This is a genomic window from Janthinobacterium sp. UMAB-56 (genome assembly GCF_900095265.1).
Classification (GTDB): Bacteria; Pseudomonadota; Gammaproteobacteria; order Burkholderiales; family Burkholderiaceae_D; genus Janthinobacterium.
Genome location: NZ_LT607664.1, coordinates 49332 through 71762 on the forward strand (window position 1 = coordinate 49332; position 22431 = coordinate 71762).

The 22431-nt window shown below is 62.4% G+C and carries 19 protein-coding genes and 1 pseudogene; 13 read left to right on the top strand and 7 right to left on the bottom strand.

Annotated features, from left to right (window positions below):
• From K0F85_RS28965 to K0F85_RS21390, 3 genes and pseudogenes are all read right to left on the bottom strand, one after another.
• A pseudogene (locus tag K0F85_RS28965) lies at window positions 1–217 on the bottom strand (hypothetical protein); the annotation flags it as partial.
• A gap of 1 nt (window position 218) precedes the next feature.
• Window positions 219–1853 (bottom strand): AAA family ATPase, encoded by a 1635-nt coding sequence (locus K0F85_RS21385; protein ID WP_219117946.1) that lies wholly within the window; start codon window positions 1851–1853, stop codon window positions 219–221.
• A gap of 51 nt (window positions 1854–1904) precedes the next feature.
• Entirely contained in the window at window positions 1905–2429 is a 525-nt protein-coding gene (locus K0F85_RS21390) for a hypothetical protein (RefSeq protein ID WP_219117947.1), read from the bottom strand.
• Between the two features lie 414 nt (window positions 2430–2843).
• Here K0F85_RS21390 and K0F85_RS21395 point away from each other — a divergent pair, with 414 nt between their 5' ends.
• Window positions 2844–3122: a hypothetical protein gene (locus K0F85_RS21395; protein ID WP_219117948.1), complete on the top strand. Its 279-nt coding sequence runs from the start codon at window positions 2844–2846 to the stop codon at window positions 3120–3122.
• A gap of 54 nt (window positions 3123–3176) precedes the next feature.
• Here K0F85_RS21395 and K0F85_RS21400 read toward each other — a convergent pair whose 3' ends face one another.
• Entirely contained in the window at window positions 3177–3464 is a 288-nt protein-coding gene (locus tag K0F85_RS21400) for a hypothetical protein (protein WP_086148127.1), read from the bottom strand.
• A 346-nt stretch (window positions 3465–3810) separates the two neighbouring features.
• Here K0F85_RS21400 and K0F85_RS21405 point away from each other — a divergent pair, with 346 nt between their 5' ends.
• The 11 genes from K0F85_RS21405 to K0F85_RS21455 all read left to right on the top strand — a co-directional run bounded on the left by K0F85_RS21405 (window position 3811) and on the right by K0F85_RS21455 (window position 15909).
• Window positions 3811–4683 carry a BadF/BadG/BcrA/BcrD ATPase family protein gene (locus K0F85_RS21405; RefSeq protein ID WP_219117949.1) on the top strand — a complete coding sequence of 291 codons (873 nt, stop codon included), beginning with the start codon at window positions 3811–3813 and terminating at the stop codon, window positions 4681–4683.
• 2 nt (window positions 4684–4685) lie between these two features.
• Window positions 4686–5420: a GntR family transcriptional regulator gene (locus tag K0F85_RS21410; RefSeq protein ID WP_219117950.1), complete on the top strand. Its 735-nt coding sequence runs from the start codon at window positions 4686–4688 to the stop codon at window positions 5418–5420.
• Entirely contained in the window at window positions 5417–6529 is a 1113-nt protein-coding gene (gene nagA, locus K0F85_RS21415) for an N-acetylglucosamine-6-phosphate deacetylase (protein WP_219117951.1), read from the top strand. The genes K0F85_RS21410 and nagA overlap by 4 nt, the downstream gene beginning before the upstream one ends.
• Window positions 6519–7532 (top strand): SIS domain-containing protein, encoded by a 1014-nt coding sequence (locus tag K0F85_RS21420; protein WP_219117952.1) that lies wholly within the window; start codon window positions 6519–6521, stop codon window positions 7530–7532. The genes nagA and K0F85_RS21420 overlap by 11 nt, the downstream gene beginning before the upstream one ends.
• A 130-nt stretch (window positions 7533–7662) precedes the next feature.
• Entirely contained in the window at window positions 7663–8922 is a 1260-nt protein-coding gene (locus tag K0F85_RS21425) for an ABC transporter substrate-binding protein (RefSeq protein ID WP_219117953.1), read from the top strand.
• 7 nt (window positions 8923–8929) lie between these two features.
• A complete protein-coding gene (locus K0F85_RS21430) occupies window positions 8930–9799 on the top strand; it encodes a carbohydrate ABC transporter permease (RefSeq protein WP_219117954.1) in 870 nt (289 codons plus the stop codon).
• Between the two features lie 12 nt (window positions 9800–9811).
• Complete coding sequence (locus K0F85_RS21435; RefSeq protein WP_219117955.1) at window positions 9812–10648, top strand: carbohydrate ABC transporter permease; 837 nt, start codon at window positions 9812–9814, stop codon at window positions 10646–10648.
• A gap of 26 nt (window positions 10649–10674) precedes the next feature.
• Window positions 10675–12003 carry an MFS transporter gene (locus tag K0F85_RS21440; protein ID WP_219117956.1) on the top strand — a complete coding sequence of 443 codons (1329 nt, stop codon included), beginning with the start codon at window positions 10675–10677 and terminating at the stop codon, window positions 12001–12003.
• Between the two features lie 14 nt (window positions 12004–12017).
• The gene (locus tag K0F85_RS21445; RefSeq protein ID WP_219117957.1) at window positions 12018–13151 is read left to right on the top strand and encodes an ABC transporter ATP-binding protein; all 1134 of its coding nucleotides are present in this window, start codon (window positions 12018–12020) and stop codon (window positions 13149–13151) included.
• Between the two features lie 159 nt (window positions 13152–13310).
• Entirely contained in the window at window positions 13311–14627 is a 1317-nt protein-coding gene (locus K0F85_RS21450; protein WP_219117958.1) for a lipopolysaccharide assembly protein LapB, read from the top strand.
• Window positions 14628–14703: 76 nt separating this feature from the next.
• Entirely contained in the window at window positions 14704–15909 is a 1206-nt protein-coding gene (locus K0F85_RS21455) for a DUF5009 domain-containing protein (protein WP_219117959.1), read from the top strand.
• On the opposite strand, the gene K0F85_RS21460 is transcribed toward K0F85_RS21455, so the two are convergent.
• From K0F85_RS21460 to K0F85_RS21470, 3 genes are all read right to left on the bottom strand, one after another.
• Complete coding sequence (locus tag K0F85_RS21460; protein ID WP_219117960.1) at window positions 15906–17018, bottom strand: acyltransferase family protein; 1113 nt, start codon at window positions 17016–17018, stop codon at window positions 15906–15908. The genes K0F85_RS21455 and K0F85_RS21460 overlap by 4 nt on opposite strands.
• On the bottom strand, window positions 17015–18328 hold the full coding sequence (locus K0F85_RS21465) for a glycoside hydrolase family 18 protein (RefSeq protein ID WP_219117961.1): 1314 nt from the start codon (window positions 18326–18328) through the stop codon (window positions 17015–17017). Before K0F85_RS21465 ends, K0F85_RS21460 begins: the two co-directional genes overlap by 4 nt.
• A gap of 122 nt (window positions 18329–18450) precedes the next feature.
• A complete protein-coding gene (locus tag K0F85_RS21470; protein ID WP_219117962.1) occupies window positions 18451–21108 on the bottom strand; it encodes a TonB-dependent receptor in 2658 nt (885 codons plus the stop codon).
• Between the two features lie 460 nt (window positions 21109–21568).
• On the opposite strand from K0F85_RS21470, the gene K0F85_RS21475 reads away from it, so the two are divergent.
• Window positions 21569–22309 carry a GntR family transcriptional regulator gene (locus tag K0F85_RS21475; protein ID WP_219117963.1) on the top strand — a complete coding sequence of 247 codons (741 nt, stop codon included), beginning with the start codon at window positions 21569–21571 and terminating at the stop codon, window positions 22307–22309.
• Window positions 22310–22431 lie beyond the last annotated feature (122 nt).

Here is a 22431-nt window from a genome sequence, read left to right on the forward strand (position 1 = left end):
CCTGCCATGGCTGCCATGTCTGCCATGTCTGCCACAGCAGCAGCGCGGCGGCCACTGCCACGCTGATGCCACCCAGCGCCAGCCAGACGGGCCCGCGCTGGGCCGCAGAGGACACCGCGGCAGCGTGCAATGGCACTTGCGGTGCATGGATCGACGGCAACTCGCCCAGTTGGCGCTCGGCCTGCGATTTTTTCAGTGCTTCCAGTATGTAGGACATCTTATTTTCCTGCCACCATCACCGTCGCAGCGGGCGCCGCCACGGCAGGAGCTGCGCTGCTCAGGCGCGGCTCCGAATTATCACCCAGTTGCATCAGGCGGATGAACGTTTTAGGGCCAGCCAGGCCATCGGCCCGCAAGTTCTGGCTCTGCTGGAAAGCGCGCAGCTGGCTTTGCATCTCGGCATCGAGCGGCAGATTGGCGGCAGGCGCCGGCAAGCCCCGCTGTTGCGCCAAGCGCTGCGCCAGCCAGTCCACGTCGGCGCCGCGCGCCCCCAGTGGCACTTCGTCGCGCCAGTTGCGCGGGGCGCGCCAGAAGGTAGTAAAACTGCCATCGCTGCGCTGCGCCAGTTGGGCCAGCGACAAACTTTGTTGTTTGCCGTCAAACATCAGCGTGGCGCTCTCGTCCTGCACGCGCGTCAGCAGCGCCAGCTGTTCCCCCCCTTCCCCATCGCGCAAGGCCAGCATGGCGGGGCGGTCCAGCACGCGCAGCTCGGCGATACCGCCCCGGCTATGCAGGCAACGCAGGCCGGCGCGTGTGCCCGCCTGGCAAGCGTCGCCGGCCGGCAACTGTTCGCCCCACAGACTGGCCAGCTGGCGCAGCACGGCGTTGCGGTCCGGCACGCGGGTGGGCGTGGGCGTAGGCGCGGCGGCAACCAGCACGGCAGACGCGGCCGGATGCGAGGCGGCCACGGCAGATACTGGGGGCACAGAGGGCGGGCGCGGCATGACATGCCAGGCCAGCGCCGCCGTGACCACGGCGCCGGCCAGCACGCCGCCGGCCACGTGCGGCCAGCGCAGACCCCGTCCGGCTGCCGGCTTGCCCTCTTCGGCAAACACTTCCTCGGCGGCACGGCGCAGTATCTGGCGCGTCACCTGCGGCTGGTTTTCCACGTAGGCGCCCAGCAGCGCACGATCGCACAGCAGGTTGATGCGGCGCGGCACGCCGTGGCTCAAGGCATGGATCTGCGCCATCAGGAGCGGCGCGAACGGCGTCTGCGCCGTGCTGCCCGCCACGGCCAGGCGGTGGCGTACATAGTGGGCCGTTTCCTCGGCCGTCAGCGAACCGAGGTGATAACGGGCGATCACGCGCTGCGCCAGTTGCTCCAGCTCGGGCCGGGCCAGCATGGCGCGCAATTCCGGCTGGCCGATGAGGATGATCTGCAGCAGCTTGCGTTCGCTCGTCTCCAGGTTGGTCAGCAAGCGCAACTGCTCGAGCACGGCAGCGGACAGGTTTTGTGCCTCGTCAATGATCAGGACATTGTTCTTGCCCTGCGCATGGCTGGCCAGCAGGTGGGCATTGATGGCGTCGACATAGCCTTTCACGCTGGCCACGCCGGGCGCCAGGGCGATGCGGAATTCCTCGCAGATCGACAGCAGCAATTCCTCGACGGACAGTTTCGGATTGAAGATATAGGCGAGCTGGCAGTTTTCCGGAATCTGCTCCATGAAGCAGCGGCACACGGTGGTCTTGCCGGCGCCGATTTCCCCCGTCAGCAGCACGAAGCCGCCGCCGCTGCCCACGCCATACAGCAGATGCGCCAGCGCTTCGCGGTGGCGTTCGCTCATGAACAGGTAGCGGGGATCGGGGGCGATCGAGAACGGCGATTGCTTGAGCTGGAAATAATGCGTGTACATGGAGACCCTGCGGATGAAACGATCAAAATGCGCGGCGACAAGCCGAACCCCTCAACGGGTGCGGGCCGGCGGCAACGGCTTGTATTTGGCGCAATACACTTTCGCCTTGCTACGGAAGTAGACAATTTTACTGCCAGGCATGGAACCACGGACGGGAAAGGCGGAACTGTCGAGTTTATTGAAACGCAGGCCCGAGGCGCTGCGGATGGCCGGTTCCAGCTTTTCCGGCGTCGAATCGGCCACCACGCCCATGAAGACGAGGGGACTGGTGTCGTCGCTGACGATGACGTCGGTTATCGGCGCGCCCCACAAGGTGGCATCCGTGCGGAACCAGTAGGCGCCCCCCTCATGCTTGTAGGCAGGGCCGAAAGCCGTCAGCAAATAGGCATAAAAGGCCTTGTTGTCGATCTGGTCGATGCACAGCACGGCATTGCCCACCACTTGCCCGAACGTGGACGGCGGCGGCTTTTGCTGCGCCAGCACGCCGGACACGGGCACACCGAAGGCCAGCATGGCGCACGCCGCCAGCAGGGCAGGCGCACGCCACGGCCGCGTCGGGGAACGGCGCAAGCGCATGATCAGCGCTTGCGCTCTTCTTTCTTGACCTTCTTGGCTTCCTTCTTTTCCTTCATGCTCTTGGCCGGTTCTTTCTTGGCTTCCTTCTTGCTGTCCTGTGCCTTGCTCATCATCTACTCCATACCTGGGCGGAAATGCCTGGGCCATTATGACACTCCCCCATGAAAATGCCACGTCATTTCCCCCCATGCAACAGATCCCGCCCGGCAAGCTCAGGCAGCGCATGCGCTTATTTGCAAAAAGCCGTAGGCATTTTCAATTTATTATGTTTTAATACACGAACTTTATAAAAAGATATTGTTTAGGTGTGGCAGGACCGGCACCGTAGCAAGCATACACACTGGGGACAGGACATGGCCGGCATACGCCAGACCATGTGTAATCGATTCACAGCCCTCGGCGGAAACAGACAATATGATGAGAAAGATGATCTTGCTGGGCGCGGCCCTGTCGCTCTCGGTCGCTGGCAACACGCATGCGGCAAGCACTTCGCCGGTTCAGATGGCGGCCTACCGGGCGGCGCCCTCCCCCCAGGCCGTGCGCCTGGCCTATTTCCAGCCGCCGCAAGCGAGCCTGCGCGTGCCCACGCCGCAGGAACCGCGCACGCATTCGCTGCTGCTGGTCGCCATCGGGCTGCTGGGCCTGCGCATGCATTCGCGCACGCGCAACGATAAATTCCATACGCTGACGTAAAAACAGCCGCGCAAGGCGGCTGTTCTGTCATGCGCGCAGGCGGCATCCGCCTGCCTAGTGCAGGCACAGGCGGCGGCGCGTCTTTTCGATCAGTGCCGCATCGTAGGGATACAGGTTCTCGATAAAGAACAATTCCGTTTCGGCCTCGTCTTCCAGGCACATTTCTATCATGACCGGGCCATCGCTTTCGCGACCCAGGAAATCCTTCGGCCAGCGGTTCTTGCGGTGCGTGCGCATCATTTCCATGCCCAGCGCAGCCAGCGGCGCCGACACGCCAGCGGCCAGCGCCTCTTGCTGCCAGTCGTCCCAGTACGCGCTCTTTGCTGCCTTGTCGTTCATCATGCTCTTCCAACTCAGGTGTAAAAGCCGGACTTTACTCTTCATGGCGTCCCTTGCCAAGCATGCATACAAGCAATAGCGCAACACCAGGCATAGACCAGTCCGAAAAGTGGCATTAAACAAGGCCAATTTCAATACCATTCGCAATACAAAAAATAGCCTTTATTAACAATCACTTGCAATCACACCCACGGGGGTGCTGCGTCGGGCGCGACAGAATTTTACAATACCACTTAAATACCTCTTGACTAGCCATCAGTGCAACAATATAGTGCCTTCAGCTTTTTCGCCGCCCGACAAATAGAAGAACCGAGACAGGCGCCATCAATCAACCGCGGGACTGCACAACATGATCGAATACATAATCGGCGTCGACGGCGGAGGTAGCGGGACCCGCGTACGCCTGGCGCGCCTCGATGGCCAGGAACTGGCACAGGGACAAAGCGGCCCATCCGGCCTGGGGCTGGGCATCGACCGGGCCTGGACGTCCGTGGCGCATGCCGTCACGCTGGCCTTCCGCGCCGCCGGCCTGGAACAGCCGCCGCTGCAGCGCATGGCCATCGGTCTGGGCCTGGCCGGCGTGCACAACAAGCAGTGGGCCGCCAGCTTCATCGAACACCATCCCGGCTATGCCTTTGTGGCACTCGAATCGGATGCCCTGACCACCCTGCTGGGCGCGCACGCCGGCCAGCCGGGCGCCATCGTTGCCATCGGCACAGGCAGCGTGGGCGAAGTGCTGCACGCGGACGGCAAGCGCCACCAAGTGGGCGGCTGGGGCTTCCCCTCCGGCGACGAGGCGGGCGGGGCCTGGATCGGCATGCGCGCCATCAACCATGCGCAGCAGGTAGTCGACGGGCGCGTGCCTGGCAGTGCCTTCGCCACGGCCATCATCGACGCCTGCGGCGGCCAGCGCGACGCCATGCAGGTGTGGCTGGCGGCCGCGAGCCAGACCAACTTCGCGCAACTGGCGCGGCTGGTGCTAGAGCACGCACCCAGCAATGCCGTGGCGCGTACCATCCTGACGGACGCGGGCCAGCAGATCGCCCTCATCGCCAGGGCGCTCGACCCGGCCGGCATCTTGCCCGTGGCCCTGTGCGGCGGCCTGGCGGCGCCCCTGTCAAGCTACCTGCCGGCGACACTATTGCAACTGGTCGTGCCAGCACAGGGCGACTCGGCCGCAGGCGGTCTGCGCCTGATACGCAAGCACTTGCAGGAGCAATGACCATGCTGGCCAAACTGTCTGCCTTCAAACCGAATCCCGCCAGCGACACGCCGCTCTACATGCAACTGGCGAACATGCTGTCGGACGGTATCGCCAGCGGCGACTGGCGCGCCAACCAGGCCTTGCCTTCCGAGCGCGTGCTGTCGGAAATCCTGGAAATCTCGCGCGTCACGGCGCGCAAGGCCATCGACATGCTGTGCGACCGTGGCATGCTGACGCGCAAGCGCGGCTCGGGCACCTACATCACGCCCAAGCTGGAACAGCCGCTGTCGCGCCTGACGAGTTTTTCGGAAGAATTGCGCCAGCGGGGCTTTACGGCCGGCTCGCGCTGGCTGCAGCGCGACATCGGCGCGGCCGCGCCGCTGGAATTGCTGTCACTGGGACTTTCGCCGCACATGCCGGTGGCGCGCCTGCGCCGCCTGCGCACGGCCGACGACGTGGTCATGGCGATCGAGACGACCACCATCCCCGCGCTGTATATGCCGGACCCGCAGCAGGTCACCGATTCGCTGTACGGCTACCTGGAGTCGCGCGGCACCATCCCGATGCGCGCGCTGCAGCATATCCGCGCCGTCAACGCCACGGCGGAACAGGCCAAGCTGGCCAATATCAAGACGGGTGAAGCCATGCTGCACATCACCCGTGTCAGTTATCTCGACAACGGCGCAGCGGTGGAACTGACCCACTCGTATTGCCGCAGTGATTATTATGAATTCGTAGCGGAGTCGCGCAGATGAGCAGCACTATCAAAGGCAATATCCTTACCCCCGGCGGCTGGATCCACGGCGCCATCGCCTTCGGCGAGCGGGTCGACAGCATCACGGGCGATTCCCTCCACCCGTCGGGCAACAGCGACGATTATATTTTGCCCGGCTTTATCGACCTGCACGTGCATGGCGGCGCCGGCAAGGACATCATGGAAGGCGGCGAAGCCGTCTACACCATCGCGGCCATCCATGCGCGCCACGGCACCACCAGCCTCTTGGCCACCACCATGACGGCGCCGCCGGAAGATATCGACATGGCCCTGACGGCCATCGGCATCGCCGCCAAGCACCGCCGCCCGAACACGGCGCGCGTGCTGGGTGCCCACCTGGAAGGTCCGTACATCAATGCCGGCAAGCTCGGAGCGCAGCCCAACTTCGCGCGCGCCGCCACCCTGGCAGAAATCGAGCGCCTGCAAACGCTGGCCAGGCTGCGCGTCATCACAGTGGCGCCGGAAATCGCCGGCCACCTTGAGCTGGTGCGCGCCCTGGCAGACGCCGGCGTGCGCGTGCAGATCGGCCATACCCTCGGTTCGTATGAAGACGGCGTGGCAGCGCTGGAACACGGCGCCATGGGCTTCACACACCTGTTCAACGCCATGAGCGGCCTGCATCACCGCGAGCCTGGCATGGTCGGCGCCGCCCTGGCGCACGCCGAATATGCCGAACTGATCCCCGACCTGCTGCACGTGCATCCGGGCGCCATCAAGGTGGCCCTGCGCGCCATCCCGCGCCTGTACTGCGTCACCGATTCGACCGCCGCCACCGGCATGCCCGATGGCGAATACATGCTGGGTCGCCACGCCGTGCAGAAATGCATGGGCGGCGTACGCCTGCCCGACGGCACCCTGGCGGGCAGCACCCTGACCCTGGACCAGGCGCTGCGCAACCTGGTGGGGCTGGGACTGGACCTGGCCGACGCGTCCAGGCGCGTGTCGACCAACGCCGCCGATTACCTGGGCCTGGAAGAACGCGGCCGGCTGGCCCCCGGCACTTACGCCGATCTGGTGGTACTCGATCGCGATCTCAAACTCAAAGCTGTATATATAGAAGGAGAAATCTGTGACCTCAATGATGCTTAAAGAAGCCATTTCCGCCGCCGAATGCGTCGCCCTGCAACTGGCCAGCGACACGGAACGCTATGCGGAACTGGGCCGCAAATTGAGGAGCACCTCGTTCTCGACCGCGCTGACCATCGCGCGCGGCAGCTCCGACCACGCCTGCAACTACGTCGCCTACCTGATCATGGCGCGCCTGGGCCGCGTCGTGGCGTCCCTGCCGATGTCTCTGGTGACACTGAACAAGTCGCCGCTGGTGACGCGCGACACGCTGGCCATCTCGATCTCGCAATCGGGCCAGAGCCCGGACGTGGTCGAACCGATCCGCTACTTCCGCGATGGCGGCGCCACCACCGTGGCCCTGGTCAACGACATCGATTCGCCCCTGGCGCACGCCGCCGAGTGGGCCATGCCCCTGCGCGCCGGCAAGGAACAGAGCGTCGCCGCGACGAAAAGCTTCATCACCAGCCTGGTCGCCGGCGCGCGCATGGTGGCACAGTGGCAGAACGACCCCGAGTTGCTGGGCGGCCTGGATGCGCTGCCCGAAGCGCTGCTCGCAGCAACCCGCGTCGACTGGTCGCCAGCGATCGACGTGCTGGCGCCGGCGCGCAACATCATGGTCGTGGGCCGCGGCATCAGCTTCCCCGTGGCGCTGGAAGCGGCGCTGAAATTCAAGGAAACCTCAGCCCTGCAGGCGGAAGCCTTCAGCGGCGCCGAAATCAAGCATGGCCCGATGGCCCTGATTGAAGACGGCTATCCGCTGCTCATCTTCGCCACCCGCGGCCCGACTCAATCCGGCCTGCTGCAACTGGCCACGGAAATGCGCGGTCGCGGCGCCAAAGTCTTGCTGGCGGCGCCCGACGACGTGGCCGAGCGCGACCTGACCCTGCCGGTGGCGGCGACGCCCGATCTTGACCCGATCGTTGCCATCCAGTCCTTCTACGTGATGGCGGCGAAACTGTCTGCCGCGCGCGGCATGGACCCGGATGCGCCGCGTCACTTGAGCAAGGTCACGAAGACAAATTAAGCAGTAGGCGGCAGCTGCGCTCCCGGCAAGGGGCGCGGCTGCCGGCAACAGCACGAATATAAGCGACGGCAAGGGCATGTACCCGCGCCGCAGACTCATGGACATTGGAGCCTCGCGCTCCAGGATAAAAATGACGATCAAGAGACTGTTGGCGGTTGTTGCCTGCGCGGGCCTGCTCGCGCCGCAGGCACGGGCTGCCGAGAAAATCGAATTCTGGACCTTCAGCATGAAGCCCAAGTTCACGCCGTATTTCAATGCGGTGGTGGCGCGCTATGAGGCGCAGAATCCCGACGTCAAGATCGAATGGATAGACTTTCCGTGGGACATCATCCAGACCAAGCTGGTCACGCGCATCGTGGCCGGCACGCCGCCAGCGCTGGTCAGCCTGAACGTGCCATGGGCCGACGAATTTGCGCGCGACGGTTTGCTCACGCCCGTCGATGCCCTGATCAAGCAAGCGCGCGCCAGTTACATTCCCAGCGCCCTGGACGACTTGCGCTTCAAGGGTCACACCTACGGTTTTCCCATGTACAGCAATGTCGCGGTGATCGCCTTCAATACCGCCATTTTCAGGCAGGCGGGCCTCACGCGCGGCCCCACCAGCCTCGATGAACAACTGGCGTTCGCGCGCCAGATCGCGCAACGCACGGGCAAGGCCGGCATCGCCCCCGCCCTCTCGAAAATCGATGGCCTGTTCATGCAGCAGGGCCTGGCAGTCATCACCGACAACCGCGCCGTCTTCAATTCGCCGCAGCACGTGGCGCTGGTACAGAAACTGGCCGACACCTACAAGGTCGGTGGTTTGTTGAAGGAGAGCCTGTTCGCCGAAGATAATTTTCCGGCCGTGATCGACGCCTACAAGGGCGGCCGCCTGGGCATGCTGCTGGCGCCGCCGACTGCCATGCAGCGCATCCGCGGCGACGCGAAAGACATCTACGCCATCACCGACGTGGCGCCCGCGCCGCTGGGCCCGACCGGTATCGCCGATGGCGGCTGGCTGGTGCACTTCGCCATTCCGAAAGGCGTGCCGGCGCGTTTGCTGCCGTCGGTCGGCAAGTTCGCGCGCTTCCTGACGAACGACGACAACCAGCTGGCTTTCGCCAGGCAGGCCAGCGTCTTTCCCACCACCGTCAAGGCAGCGGCCGACCCGTTTTTTCTATCCACGCCGCAGAACGCGGGCGCGGCCGAAAAGGCGGTGGCCGCCGGTGCCCTGTCGATGGGCCACTCGCGCACCTTGTACGTGGCTGGCATCGATGACTACGACGAATTGCGCCGCTCGCTGGTGAAGGCCGTCGAAGCGGGCGTGACGGGCAAGCAGGATGTCAAGCAGGCGCTGGACCAGGCCGTCGCCATCTGGAACCGCAAGCTGGCCACCCTGCCGCGCCACTGAGGACACCATGAAACTCGCCCACCGCCACACCCTGCAAGCCTGGCTGTTCCTGACCCCGGCCCTGCTGCTGCTGGCCGCCTTTTCCTTCTGGCCCGTCGGCTACGGCTCCGTGCTGGCCTTCACCGACTACAGCCTGATACGCGAGACGCGCTTCGTCGGCCTGGATAACTTCCGCTACATCTTCAACAACGAGATGTTCGTCTCGGGCCTGAAAAACTCGCTGATATTCCTGCTGATGGTGCCCTTCGTGCAAGTGGGCGCCATCGTGCTGGCCGTGCTGGTGAACAACCGCCTGCCCGGCATCCGTTTATTCCGCGCCGCCTTCTACGTGCCGGTAGTGACCACCGTGTCCGTGGTCGGCATCATGTGGGGCTTCATGTTCCACGAACAGGGCGCGCTGAACTACGTGATGATGACGTTAAAGCTGGTGAACGCGCCCGTGGGCTGGCTGACGAACGATAGCCTGGCCCTGTTTGCCGTCATGTTCGTCACCCTGTGGCGCGGCCTGGGCTGGTACATGGTGATGTACCTGGCGGCGCTGCAAGCCATCCCGTCAGACATGCAGGAAGCGGCCATGCTCGATGGCGCCAACCGCTGGCAGCGTTTCTGGAAAATCACCGTGCCGATGCTGCGCCCGACCATCATGCTGTGCTCCATCCTGTCCGTGCTGGCAGCCTTGAAGGCATACCAGGAAGTCGATGTTCTGACGCAGGGCGGGCCGATGAATTCCACCTTCACGGCGCTGTACTACGCCTACGACCAGGGCCTCAAGCACTTGAAACTGCCGCGCGCACTGGCGGCCAGTTTCGTCGTCTCGCTGTTCTGCATAGCCATCGCCCTGCTGTGCCTGCGCTATTTGAAACCCAAGCACCGCTGACAGGCAATGACCATGAAAATCCGCTCCCGCCCCCTGAAAACGCGCCTGCCGATAGCAGGCCACTATGCCGTGCTGTGCGCGATCGCCGTCATCTGCGTCTTCCCGTTCTGGTGGACCCTGGTGACGGCCATCTCCACGGAAGGCAATATCTTCGCCTTTCCACCCACCTTCTGGCCGAAGGCGCCATCCTTCGACAACTTCATCGAAGTCTTCCAGGCCATCCCGATCTGGTCCTTCTTCAAGAACTCGGTGCTGATCGCCGTATTTACCGTGTTCTGGAAACTGCTGCTGTGTTCACTGGCCGCGTATCCGCTGGCGCGCCTGAAATTTCGCGGCCGCAAACTCGTGTTCGGCCTGATCCTGGCCACCCTGGTGCTGCCCTCGGAAGTGAACTTCCTCGTCAACTTCATCACCATCACGCAAATGAGCCTGGTCGACACCTACACGGGCGTGATCCTGCCCAACGTGGTGACGGCCGTGGCCATTTTGCTGCTCAAGCAGGCGTTCGAGGAAGTGCCACAAGACTTGATCGACGCGGCGCGTGTCGATGGCGCCACCGAATGGGTCATCTTCAGCCGCATCATGCTGCCGTTGATTACGCCATGGCTGGCCACCGTCGGCATCCTGACGGCTGTCGAATCGTGGAATGAATACATCTGGCCCTCCATCGTCATGAGCAAGCCCGATGAATTCCCGCTTTCTGTCGGCGTGCTGTATTTGCGCGGCACCTTCGGCAGCAGCACGCGCGTGATCGCCGCCGGCACCCTGATCACCATCGTGCCGACCCTGCTCGCCTTCCTGTTTACCCAACGCTTTTTCATGCGCGGCATGGACGGCGCAGTCAAATGAAAACGTCTCTCGATAAGGAAGCTTCCATGCACGACAAGCGCATCAGCATCAGCAAAAAAGTACGCAGCCCGATCTCCTGGGTACCGACCTTGTACTTCGCCCAGGGCCTGCCGTTTTACGCCGTGGCCCTGGTGGCCGGCCTGATGTTCAAGAGCCTGGGCGTGCCGAACGACCAGATCGCCCGCTGGACGGGCCTGATCGGCTTTGCCTGGGTCTTCAAGTCGCTGTGGAGCCCCTTCCTGGAACTGGCGTCGAGCAAGAAGACCATGGTGGTGCTGTTCCAGTTCGCCGGTGGCCTGAGCCTGGGCCTGATCGCGCTGGCCCTGCAAACGCCGCTGTGGTTTGCCGCCTGCATCGCCGTGCTGTTCGTCGCTGCGCTGGCGTCGTCCACGCACGACATCGTCTGCGACGGCCTGTATATCGCCAGCCTGTCGAACAAGCAGCAGGCGGCCTACGCGGGCTGGCAAGGTGCCTTCTTCAATGCGGGCAAATTCATTTCGCTGGGCGGCCTGGTGATCCTGGCCGGCTACCTGGAGCAAAAAATCGGCATCAAGCCGGCTTGGTCGGTGATCTTCCTGATCATCGGCGCCATGATGCTGTCGCTGGCCGCCTACCACCTGTGGGCGCTGCCACAGGTGCGCAACGCAGCGGTGGCCGACAAGAGCGTGGCCGGCATCAGCCGCACCCTGTGGGACGTGCTGGTGGACTTCCTGAAAAAGCCTGGCATCTGGGGCATGATCGCCTTCATCATCCTGTTTCGCGCCGGCGAGGCGCAGGTGCAAACCATCGGCCCGCTGTTCCTGCGCGAAGCGCGCGAATTGGGCGGACTGGGCCTGTCGACGACGGAAGTGGGCGCCGTGTACGGCACGGCAGGCACCGTGGCCTTCTTGCTGGGCAGCATAGGCGGCGGCTATTTCACCTCCTGGCTGGGCCTGAAGCGCGCCATGTTCTTCCTGATCCTGGCCATGAACTTGCCGAACCTGGTGTTCTACTACCTGAGCCACAGCATGCCCACCGATCTGACCCTGATCACGGCCGCGCTCAGCGTGGAGATGTTCGGCTATGGCTTCGGCTTTGTCGGCCTGATCCTGTTCATGATGCAGGTGGTCTCCGTGGGCAAATACCAGACGGCCCACTATGCGTTTGCCACCGGCGTGATGCAGCTGGGCTTTGTGCTGTTCAAGATGATCAGCGGCGACATCCAGACGGCGCTCGGCTACAAGAGCTTTTTCCTGTGGGTGCTGGTGTCGGCCGTGCCCGTATTGATCCTGTCGCGCTTCATGCGTATCGGACCGAAGGCTCCTTCCGACCAAGCTGACGCCGGCGCCACATCCGCGCCGGCCAGCGCCAGCTAGGATAGAACCACCTCATGGCACACATTGCATTAAAAAATATCGTCAAGCTGTATGACGACAAGCACCCGGTCATTCACGGCATCGACCTCGATATCGGCGACGGCGAATTCGTCGTCTTCGTGGGGCCGTCCGGCTGCGGCAAATCGACCCTGCTGCGCATGATCGCCGGACTGGAAGACATCACGGATGGCGAACTGCATATCGGCGGCAAGCTGGCCAACGATATCGCGCCGGCCGAGCGTGGCCTGGCCATGGTCTTCCAGAGCTACGCCCTGTACCCGCACATGACGGTGTTCGAAAACATGGCCTTCGCCCTGAGCCTGGCCGGTCACAAGAAGGCGGACGTGCGCGCCGCCGTCGAACGCGCGGCCGACATCCTGCAAATCACGCCACTGTTGAAACGCAAGCCGAAAGACCTGTCGGGTGGCCAGCGCCAGCGCGTGGCCATCGGCCGCGCCATCGTGCGCAAACCACAGGTGTTCCTGTTCGACGAGCCGCTGTCGAACCTCGATGCCTCGCTGCGCGTGCAAATGCGCGTGGAAATCTCGCGCCTGCACCAGGAATTGAAAACCACCATGATCTACGTCACGCACGACCAGGTCGAGGCCATGACCCTGGGCGAGCGCATCGTCGTCTTCAACGGCGGACGCATCGAACAGGTGGGCAGTCCGCACGCGCTATATAACAATCCCGGCAACCTGTTCGTGGCCGGCTTCCTCGGTGCGCCAAAGATGAATTTCGTCGCTTGCGTCGCCGTCGCCAGCGCTCCCGGCACGGTGGCCGTGCGCCTGCCCGGCGGCGCCGTGATCGAGGTCGAGGCGCGGGGCCAGAGCGTGGCAGCAGGCGACCAGCTGACTCTGGGCGTGCGCGCCGAGCATGTCGGCCTGCAGCACGGGGAAAATGCGGGTAACAACGTCGTTGACGCCACCGTCAGCCATGTCGAATACCTGGGCGACGTGGCCATCGTTTACGCCAGCATGCACGGCGTGACCGAGATGCTGGCCGTCAAGCTGCCGGCCGAGGAAGGCTTGCGCCAGGCGGGCGACACCATGCGCCTGCATCTGCCAGCGCAGCGCTGCCTGCTGTTCGATGCCAAAGGGCAAGCCCTGGCACGCACGTTTGCCGCACCCGCTCAGCCGTTTATGTGACAATAGCCGCTCTGTAACATGCCACTTCTGTTTGACTTATGCAGGCAGACTGGCAGAATGTGTTTTTTCAAGCTTCCTTGCCCCTCTGGCAATGCCACTGCACGATGTTGCGGCTGCCAGTGCCGGTGCGTATTTTTGTTATTGATTGAAAGATAACCCATGTCCCAATTCCGCCTTGCCCGTCTCAGCCTGATCCTGGCCGCCATCGGTCTGAATGTCCTGCCTGCCCTGTCGCATGCGCAGGATGCAAAACCTGCGGCCGCCGCCGGTGCCCCTGCCGTAGCCCCGGCCGACACGGTGCGCCCTGAAGTGTTCAAACTGCTCGATCCGACCGTCGTGAAGGCATCGATGGATGCCAAAAACTACGCCGACGTGCAAAGCCGCATCGACCAGGCTGCCGCCATTCCAGCCTTGACGCCCTACGAATTGTTTGTGCTGAACCGCCTGCGCGTGGCGCTGGCATCGACCACGAACAATGCCCCCATGGCCATGACGGCGCTGGAAGCGGTGATCGAATCGGGCAAGCTGGACAAGAAAGCCCAAGGCGACTTCATCCAGGCGCTGGCGAACTACCACTACAACGCCAAGGATTACCCGAACGCCATCAAATGGTTTACCCGCTACCAGACGGAAACGGGCGACGTGGCCACCGTGCGTCCCTACATCATCCGCGCCTACTACTTCAGCAATGATTTTGCGCGCGCGAAACAGGAACTGATGGCCGATGTGACGGCCAAGCAGCAAGCGGGCAAGACGCCGACCATCGAAGAACTGCAATTGCTGGCCAACACAGGATCGAAAAGCAAGGATCCGGCCACCTACCTGATCGCCATGGAAAACCTGGTGCGCTACTACCCGTCGGACGACTACTGGAGCGACCTGCTGGGCCGTTTGCAAGGCAAGGCCGGTTATTCGGACCGCTTCGCGCTGGACGTGCTGCGCCTGCAATTCCAGGCCGTCGCTACCATGCCGCCTCAGGACTACAGCGACATGGCGGAAATCGCCCTGCAAAACGCCTTCCCGACGGAAGCGAAAAAAGTCCTCGACGCCGGCTATGCCAAGGGCGTGCTGGGCACGGGCGCGAATGCTGCCAAGCACAAGAAACTGCGCGACCAGGCCAACAAGGCTGCCGCCGACGATGCGAAAAACATCGCCAGCGGCGAAGCGTCGGCCATGAAAAGCAAGGACGGCACGGGCTTGACCAACCTGGGCTACGCCTTCGTGACGATGGACCAGTTCGACAAAGGTATTGACCTGATCCAGAAAGGCATCGCCAAGGGCGGCCTGAAGCGCCCAGAAGACGCCAAGCTGCGCCTCGGCTATTCCTACGCCATGGCCGGCAAGAAAGACGATGCCATCAAGGTGCTGGAAACCGTCAAGGGCAGCGATGGCGTGAGCGATCTGGCCCGTTACTGGATACTGTGGCTGAACCGTCCTGCCACCCCAGCGGCAGCACCGGCGGCAGCGGCACAGTAATTCTTGCTCACGCAAGCACGCGCAAAGCGGTTCCCGGTCCAGGCCGGGGCTGCTTTTTTTTCGACCTTTTCCTTCCATGCCGCCAGCCACCGCCACCGCCACCGAACGATTGACCAGCCTGGACGCCTTTCGCGGCTTCGTGATCATCACCATGATCTGGGTCAACTACCTGGCCGGCATGCCCGGCATTGCTTATTGGCTTGAACATACGGGACCGCGTGCCGACGGCATCACCATGCCCGACCTGGTCTTTCCCGGCTTTCTGTTCATGGTGGGCATGGCCATTCCGCTGGCCTTGCAACGCCATTGCGGCCACGTCACGCCAGCCTTGCTGGGACGCCTGCTGTGGCGCTCCGCCAGCCTGATGCTGGCCGGCGTGGTGCTGGCGAATGCATACCGCTACGATGCGCAGGCGGTGCTGCTGCCGCAGGCCGTGTCGCACTCCGTCTATTTCCTGCTGTTTTACAGCGCCATGATACTGCTGTGGCGCCAGGGCGCGGGCAAGCTTGAGCTGGCTGCCGGCGGCGCCTTGATGCTGTTCCTGCTGGCGACCTTCCGCGGCGAATTGAATGCGGAATTTTCCAGCACCTGGCTGCAACCGTCGTGGTGGGGCATCCTCGGCATGATAGGCTGGTCCTACCTGCTGTGCAGCCTGATGTACCTGATGTGCCAGGGCAACGGCACGGCGCTGATGGGCGTATTTGCCCTGCTGATCGCGCTGTACATGGGCGGTACGGCGGGCAGCCTGGATTTCCTGCCGGCTGGCGTGAACGCCATCGTCAATGTGCCGCAGGTGCTCGGTTCGACGGCGGCCAATGTAATGGCCGGCACCCTGGTGGGCCAGCTATTCCTGCGCGGCGCGGCCCTGAGCCATGCCCAGCGCATCCGTTTCATGGCATGGTTCGCGCTGGGCCTGCTGGCGGCCGGCCTGCTGCTGCGGCCCTACCACCACATCAACAAGATCGCGGCGACGCAATCCTACACGCTCGTGTGCAGCGCCCTCATCCTGGCCCTGTTCCTCGTGTTTTACATCGTCATCGACGTGTGGCGCTGGCGCGCGTGGGCGGTGGTGCTATTGCCCGCCGGTACCAATGCCCTGTTCGCCTACATCGTGCCCGACCTGTGGCAGCAACTGGCGGCCGTACTGCACCTGCCGCGCTTCTGGTGGCCCTACCTGGAAACGGGCGGCGCGGCCGGCCTGTGGAATGCCGCCGCCGTCACCGCCCTGATGCTGCTGTTCACCGCCCTGGCCACGCGTTACGGCCTGAAGCTGAAGTTCTAGACTTTGATATAAATCTTGCGCTTGTCCATGGCGTAGGCGATCAGCCAGCACAGCAGCATGAAACTGACGGCAAACAGCAGCGAGCCCACGCGCGCCGGCGCCCAGCCCGTGAACCACTGCTGATACAGCCACTGGTACAGATTGCCGCCACCGATGCGCACGGTAAAGGCGATGATCACCAGCACTTCCGAGACCAGGTAAATGAACAGGGTGTTCTTGCCGAAGACTTCAAAAAAATACGTCCAGCCCGTGATCTTGCGCACGTCGATGAGGAACATCAGCAGCGCCAGCAGCAGCAAATCCAGGCCGATGCCCAGCATCACGTAAGAGCTGGTCCAGAGTTTCTTGTTGATCGGAAACACCTCATTCCAGCATAGCGCCACGACCACGCAGAGTGCACCGGCCACGGCCAGTTGCCCCAAGCGGTAGCGCAGTTGCGCCGGCGCCGTCTGGCGCAAAAAACTGCCCGCCAGGTAACCGGCGATCACGTTGACGATAGACGGCAAGGTGCCAAGCACGCCTTCCGGATCGAAGGCGAGGCCTTCGCCGTGGTACAGGTGGCTGTCACCCAGCAGGATCAGATCGAGCTTGGCCGGCGCGTTGCCATGCAAGCTGTAGTCGCCCCAGGTCGCCAGGATGGCCCAGTAGACCAGCAAGGCGCAGGCGCTGAAGAGCAACGCGCCCCGCGCCTTCCAGTAATGCAAAATCAGCGCGGCGGCCAGGTAGCACACGGCGATGCGCTGCAGCACGCCGGGAATGCGCGTCTGCGACAGCGGCGACCAGGCGAACTGGCCCGCATCGTCGAGCTTGAAGAAAGGGAACCAGTACAGCAGGAAGCCGAGTAAAAAGATCAGTGCGCTGCGCTTGCACAGCTTGGCCAGCACGGCGCCATGGCCCAGGTTTTCATACTTGCCCAGCGCAAAGGCCAGCGCATTGCCGACGACAAACAAAAAGCTGGGAAAGACCAGGTCCGTCACAGTAAAGCCATGCCATTCGGCATGCAGGAGGGGCGCATACACGCTGCCCCAGTCGCCGGGCGTATTGACGACGATCATCAGGGCGACGGTCAGGCCGCGCAGGACGTCGAGGGCGAGGTAGCGCTGGTTCATGGCTGCGCCCCCTTCAGGATGGGCGCCAGGGCAGTGCCCAGCACCTGCTGCGCATCGCCGCTCAATTCCCAGAACATACCGCCACGCAAGCCCATGTCGCGGATATAGCGCACTTTATGGGCCACCGATTGCGCATCCTCATAGCTGATGAAGACGCCGCTGTCGCGGTTGTACAGATATGGCACTTGCGACGCGCCATTCCAGTGGCGCTGGAAGCCGCGCGCGCCCTTGCCGTCGCGCAGGTAACCCTGCTCCAGCAGATGCCGATAGGTGAAGGTCGGCGTACCATCAATCCCGCTGGCTGCGCCCTGGCAAGGCTGGTACAGGCCGTCACTGCGGGGACCTGCGGCGCACTGCTTCCAGCCATAGCCATAGAAGGGCACGCCCAGCACCAACTTGGCGGCGGGCACGCCGGCGCGCAGGAAGCGCGTCACGGTGGCGTCCACATTCAGGGCCTTGTCGCGCTGCGGGTCGGCGGGATCGGCATACAGGGGGGCCAGCTGGCCACTCTCGGCATCCCAGACGCCGCGATAGTCATACGTCATCAGGTTGATCCAGTCCAGCTGCGCCGCCAGGCGGACGATCCAGCCGGGCGCGGCGGCGCTGTCGTCGCTCAGGCTGGCATGCGCACCGGCGGCGATGGTGATCAGGTAATGGCGGCCGGCCGTCTGCTTGCCCGCCTGGTCGAAGGCGCTGCGCAGTTCGCTGGCCAGGCGCACATAGTTTTCCTTGTCGTCGCCTCGGTGGCAGACCTTGCCTTCGATGCAGGGGATTCCCCCACTCGTCGGATGCTCCCAGTCGATATCGATGCCATCGAGACCATGCTGGCGCACCAGTTCCAGTGCGGAAGCGATGAATGCCTGGCGCGCGGACGGCGTGGCTGTCATGTCCGAAAAGCGGTTCGACCAGATCCAGCCGCCCACCGACAGCAGGACGCGCAGCTGCGGATTATTGTGCTTGAGCGCATTGAGTTTGCGCAAGTTGTCGGCATCGGCTTGAGGCGCCGGTAGCACGATGCTGCCATTGGCCGGCCGGGACGGCTGGCCCTGCGCATCGAGGCAGGCGCTCATGCCACCGCCCTCGGGCGCAGGATTGCCATGTTCGCCATCCCAGCAGATGTCGGCGAACGCGTACTGGATCAGGCTGACATTGCCAGGGCGAATATTGTGCTCGTTAACGGGAAAATCAGCCGATTTCCAACCGGGATAATAGGCCACCACTTCCGGCGCGAAAGCCGGCGCGGCGGGAGCGGCGGAGGCTGCCAGTGGCAGCGCGCAAGCGAAGCAAGCCAGCATTGCATGTAATGTCATCGGATGTATCTCACCATGTAAAGAAAAGCATCTTGCAATAAAAAAATGGCGGAGCCAGCTGCGCTCCGCCATTGTCATGCCATCCCAGGTGTCCGCCGGGGGGCATCCACTATATAAACGTCTTACATCTTGCCTTGCAGTGCCAGGTAGATCTGACGACCATTCTTGTAGAACGCGCCTGGCATATCATCCGAACCAGGGGTCTTGATGGTCGAACGCGACAGTGGATTGTTCAGATCCTTGCCGTCCAGGGTGATGGCCAGGTTTTCCGTCAGCTGGTAGGCGATCGATGCCGACAGGCCGCCGATGCCAGCCTGATACGCTGCGCTGCGGCGCGAGGTGCCGTTCAGGAATTGCGAACGGTAGCTGTACGTCAGGCGCGCGCTGAACTTGTCGTTTTCAAAGAACGCGCCAATGTTATAGGCGTTTTTCGAGGTGCCGATCATGGTGCATTCGCCGAAATCACCGCATGGCGAACCCTTGACGTTACCCGTTTCCTTGCCATCGGTATAGGTGTAGTTGGCGTTCACACCGAAGCCTGCTGGCAACGCTTGTACGTACGACAGTTCCAGGCCCTTGACTTCCGCCGTGGTATTGGTTGGCGTGCCAACTTCATACTGGGTGAACTTGTTCTGCAACTGGTTGTAGAACGTCGTCACACCTTTGCCGTAGGTCACATAACCATCGAGCGACGAGTAGAAGATGCCAGCCGAGACCATCGATTTTGGGGCGAAGTACCATTCCACGCCGATGTCGGCGTTGTTCGAGCGGATAGGACGCAGGTTAGGATTGCCGGCGTTGCCGTCGAGCTGGTTGTCGCGCAGATCCAGGCCGGCCATCATGCCCAGTTCAGGACGAGCCATGGTGCGGCTGATGCCGAAACGGCCGATGATATCCTTCGTCACATCCAGACGGAAGTTGGCGCTAGGCAGGAAATCATTATACGTGTTGGTGTAGTTTTTGATTACATACTGGGCAGCCGGATTCAACTCGTAGCGGTTGACGTCTTCCTTGGTATGCACATAGCGCACGCCGAAGTTACCCGAGAGGCCTTCCGTGCCGAAGTTCGCCATCGCGTACACCGACTGGGTCGGCTCCTTGATGTTGAATTCGGACTGGCGCAGATTGCCTTCGTACGTGGCATTATCGTTGAGCCACTTGTTGACGCTCGCTTGCGAGAACGTCCAGTAACCGGCGCCATTCACGCCCAGGTCGTTGAAGTTGCTTGGGAACGATGTCAGGCCGTTCATCGGCAAGTTGGCAGTCACGCCCAGCGATGGCTTGGCAACGATGCCGATGGCCGTCAGGTCACGCTTATGTTCCGCAACGCGGGCACCGAATTCCACCGACGAGATCGCTGGCAAGTCCAGTTTCAGGAAGCCGTCGATCTGGCCATAAGTTTCCTTGTCGTTCGCAGTGACGTGCGAGCCGTAGGTGTAAGGTGTTGCCTGACGGCCGCCGATCGAGAACTTATCCGCACCCGGCGTATCGTAGATCACGCCATGGCTGGCACCCTTCTGGGTGTAGCCGCCGCCCGTCCAAGGCATCCAAACGCCCAGCGCGCCGCTTTCTGTATTGCCCACGCCCTTGGTCGTGCCGACCTTGCCCGAGAAGGTCAGGCGGTCATTGACGCGGTACTTGGCATCGACGTTGAAGAAGTCGGACTTGCTTTCCGCCACAGGACGGCTGAACTCCTCCTGCACGGCACTGGAATAGCCGGCGCAGACGACGCCGCAATTGGCTGGCACGGTGGTGTGCAGGCCGGTAACAATACCGCCCTTGTAAGTGCCGCTGACATTGCCGACAGGATAACCACCCTTGCTGCCCGTTTCCAGGCCCACGGTCTGGATGAAGTTATGGTTAATGTTCGGCGCGTCGAGTTCGGAGTGGAACAGGGTGAAATCCAGCGTCAGCGCGTTGCTCGGTTTTATCTGCACGTCGATCAGGCCGCCCTTGCGCGTACGTTCCTGTTCGAACCAGGCGGTACCACCCATGTAGTTGACGCGGCCACCGGCCGAGCCTGGCAAGGCAGCAGCGACTGCCGAATCCGGCTTGACTTCGTCATACCAGACGCCATTTTCCTGGCCGACACGGCTCAGTTTGCGCTTCTGATAGAAGCCCTGCACCATCACACCCATGGTGTTGGCATCGTTCTTCCAGTTCAGCATGCCGCTCACTTGCGGATCTTTCTTGCCCGAGTTGGACGAGTACACGGCGCCCAGGCTGACCTGACCCGTAATTTGTTTCTTGAAGTCCAGCGGTTTGCGCGATTCGATATCGATCACACCTTGCGCGCCACCTTCCAGCAGATTCGCTTGCGAGCCTTTGTGCACGGTGACGCGGCCGATCAGTTCGGATGGGAACAGCGAGAAGCTGACGCTGCGGCCACCGCCGATGATGTTGTCGGCAAACCAGTCGCCACTGCTGACGGAGTGGCCATTGAAGGTAGTCAGGGTCAGGCCGAACGGTGTGCCGCGCAAGGCCACGCGGTCGTTTTCGCCAAAGCTGCCTTCGTTGCCGCCGGCAGCGGCGACGCTGACACCTGGCACGCGTTGCAGCGAATCGGCGATATTTTTGTCAGGCATCTTGCCCACGTCTTCAGCCGTGATCACCTCGACCAAGCTGTCGGAATTGCGTTTTTGGTTCAAGGATTGTTGCAGCGATGCACGGATACCCGTCACGACGACGGTCTGGCCTTCGTCAACATCAGCCGTCGCTGCCGGCTTGGTCTCTTTAGCCACGGCTTCCTGCGCATGCGCCGAGAAACTCGCGCCGGCCATCAACATAGCCACAGCAGCGGCGATAGGCGTCAAATTGCGTGCTGCAGAGCTAGCTGTCAAATTGCGTTTCATGTACTCCCCCTTGATTTAGGCTCCAGGATTGGAACCTTTTCATTTTTAACGTAGGTCTTCTTTCCAGCCCGCCTACTCTCACCGGCGTGCTGCAGACCCTTCGGCACAACCACTTACAAAACCAATTCAACGCCAATATACTACTATCCAATACCAGAACACTACCAGTTGCAACTTTTTTTTTATAACGTTGTTTGAATCACACAGACCACTTCTCCTGAATCACTCTGTAGCCCGTATGAGTGAGGTAAATACCTGCAAGGCCAGGAATAAATTGACGGCCTGATAATTCAAATTGGTTTTATAACGGTCTTTTTTGGTATTATCCAGCGACTCAAAACAGATACAGAGCGCGTCTGTAACGCGCCGTAACGGAGACCCTCAGCGTATGACAACCCTGGCTCACATCATGCAAGGCCTGGGGCAGACGAGTAGCCTGCCCCTGTACCAGCAACTGCAGCGCGCGCTGCGCGAAGCGATCGACAAGCGCATCCTCGGCCCCGAGGAAGCCCTGCCGGCCGAGCGCCAGCTGGCCAGCGACCTGTCCGTCTCGCGCATCACCGTGCGCAAGGCCATCGATGGCCTCGTCAATGAGGGCTTGCTGGTGCGGCGTCCCGGCTCGGGCAATTTCATCAATACGCGCATCGAGAAGAATTTCGCCAAGCTGACCTCGTTTTCAGAGGACATGCGGGCGCGCGGGCGCACGCCGCGCAGCGTGTGGCTCAAGCGGGCAGAAGGCACCGTCACGCCGGAAGAGGCCTTGCGCCTGCGGCTGTCGCCGGGCGCGCCCGTGTACCGTTTTCACCGTATCCGCTATGCGGACGAAGTACCGATGTGCCTGGAATACGCGACCATCGTCGCCAGCTGCCTGCCAGCGCTCGACGCCGTCGACGTGTCCATGTATGACGCGCTGGAACAGGCGGGCAACCGGCCCGTGCGGGCCTTGCAGCGCCTCAGCGCGCTTTTACTGACGGGGGAGCAGGCCAGCCTGCTGCAGGCGGAGCAAGGTGATGCGGGCTTGTCGGTGGAAAGGCTGGGCTTTTTGCGCGATGGCCGCGCCGTGGAATTTTGCCGCTCCTACTTCCGCGGCGATATGTATGACTTCGTGGCTGAATTAAGTACCAATTAATACCAATCGCCCCATTTTCTCAATACCAGAGAAAACCACTTATTGCAGTGCAATATATATGCCGCCATCGCGCCGATATAGGCAACGCAATGGTGAAGTCATCGGCAGCGATTATGTGGCAG

Excerpts from the sequence above, each read along its gene's own strand:
- K0F85_RS21385 (WP_219117946.1), bottom strand. The coding sequence starts at position 1,853 with ATGTACACGCATTATTTCCAGCTCAAGCAATCGCCGTTCTCGATCGCC.
- K0F85_RS21390 (WP_219117947.1), bottom strand. The coding sequence starts at position 2,429 with ATGCGCTTGCGCCGTTCCCCGACGCGGCCGTGGCGTGCGCCTGCCCTG.
- K0F85_RS21395 (WP_219117948.1), top strand. The coding sequence starts at position 2,844 with ATGATGAGAAAGATGATCTTGCTGGGCGCGGCCCTGTCGCTCTCGGTC.
- K0F85_RS21400 (WP_086148127.1), bottom strand. The coding sequence starts at position 3,464 with ATGATGAACGACAAGGCAGCAAAGAGCGCGTACTGGGACGACTGGCAG.
- K0F85_RS21405 (WP_219117949.1), top strand. The coding sequence starts at position 3,811 with ATGATCGAATACATAATCGGCGTCGACGGCGGAGGTAGCGGGACCCGC.
- K0F85_RS21410 (WP_219117950.1), top strand. The coding sequence starts at position 4,686 with ATGCTGGCCAAACTGTCTGCCTTCAAACCGAATCCCGCCAGCGACACG.
- nagA (WP_219117951.1), top strand. The coding sequence starts at position 5,417 with ATGAGCAGCACTATCAAAGGCAATATCCTTACCCCCGGCGGCTGGATC.
- K0F85_RS21420 (WP_219117952.1), top strand. The coding sequence starts at position 6,519 with ATGATGCTTAAAGAAGCCATTTCCGCCGCCGAATGCGTCGCCCTGCAA.
- K0F85_RS21425 (WP_219117953.1), top strand. The coding sequence starts at position 7,663 with ATGACGATCAAGAGACTGTTGGCGGTTGTTGCCTGCGCGGGCCTGCTC.
- K0F85_RS21430 (WP_219117954.1), top strand. The coding sequence starts at position 8,930 with ATGAAACTCGCCCACCGCCACACCCTGCAAGCCTGGCTGTTCCTGACC.
- K0F85_RS21435 (WP_219117955.1), top strand. The coding sequence starts at position 9,812 with ATGAAAATCCGCTCCCGCCCCCTGAAAACGCGCCTGCCGATAGCAGGC.
- K0F85_RS21440 (WP_219117956.1), top strand. The coding sequence starts at position 10,675 with ATGCACGACAAGCGCATCAGCATCAGCAAAAAAGTACGCAGCCCGATC.
- K0F85_RS21445 (WP_219117957.1), top strand. The coding sequence starts at position 12,018 with ATGGCACACATTGCATTAAAAAATATCGTCAAGCTGTATGACGACAAG.
- K0F85_RS21450 (WP_219117958.1), top strand. The coding sequence starts at position 13,311 with ATGTCCCAATTCCGCCTTGCCCGTCTCAGCCTGATCCTGGCCGCCATC.
- K0F85_RS21455 (WP_219117959.1), top strand. The coding sequence starts at position 14,704 with ATGCCGCCAGCCACCGCCACCGCCACCGAACGATTGACCAGCCTGGAC.
- K0F85_RS21460 (WP_219117960.1), bottom strand. The coding sequence starts at position 17,018 with ATGAACCAGCGCTACCTCGCCCTCGACGTCCTGCGCGGCCTGACCGTC.
- K0F85_RS21465 (WP_219117961.1), bottom strand. The coding sequence starts at position 18,328 with ATGACATTACATGCAATGCTGGCTTGCTTCGCTTGCGCGCTGCCACTG.
- K0F85_RS21470 (WP_219117962.1), bottom strand. The coding sequence starts at position 21,108 with ATGGCCGGCGCGAGTTTCTCGGCGCATGCGCAGGAAGCCGTGGCTAAA.
- K0F85_RS21475 (WP_219117963.1), top strand. The coding sequence starts at position 21,569 with ATGACAACCCTGGCTCACATCATGCAAGGCCTGGGGCAGACGAGTAGC.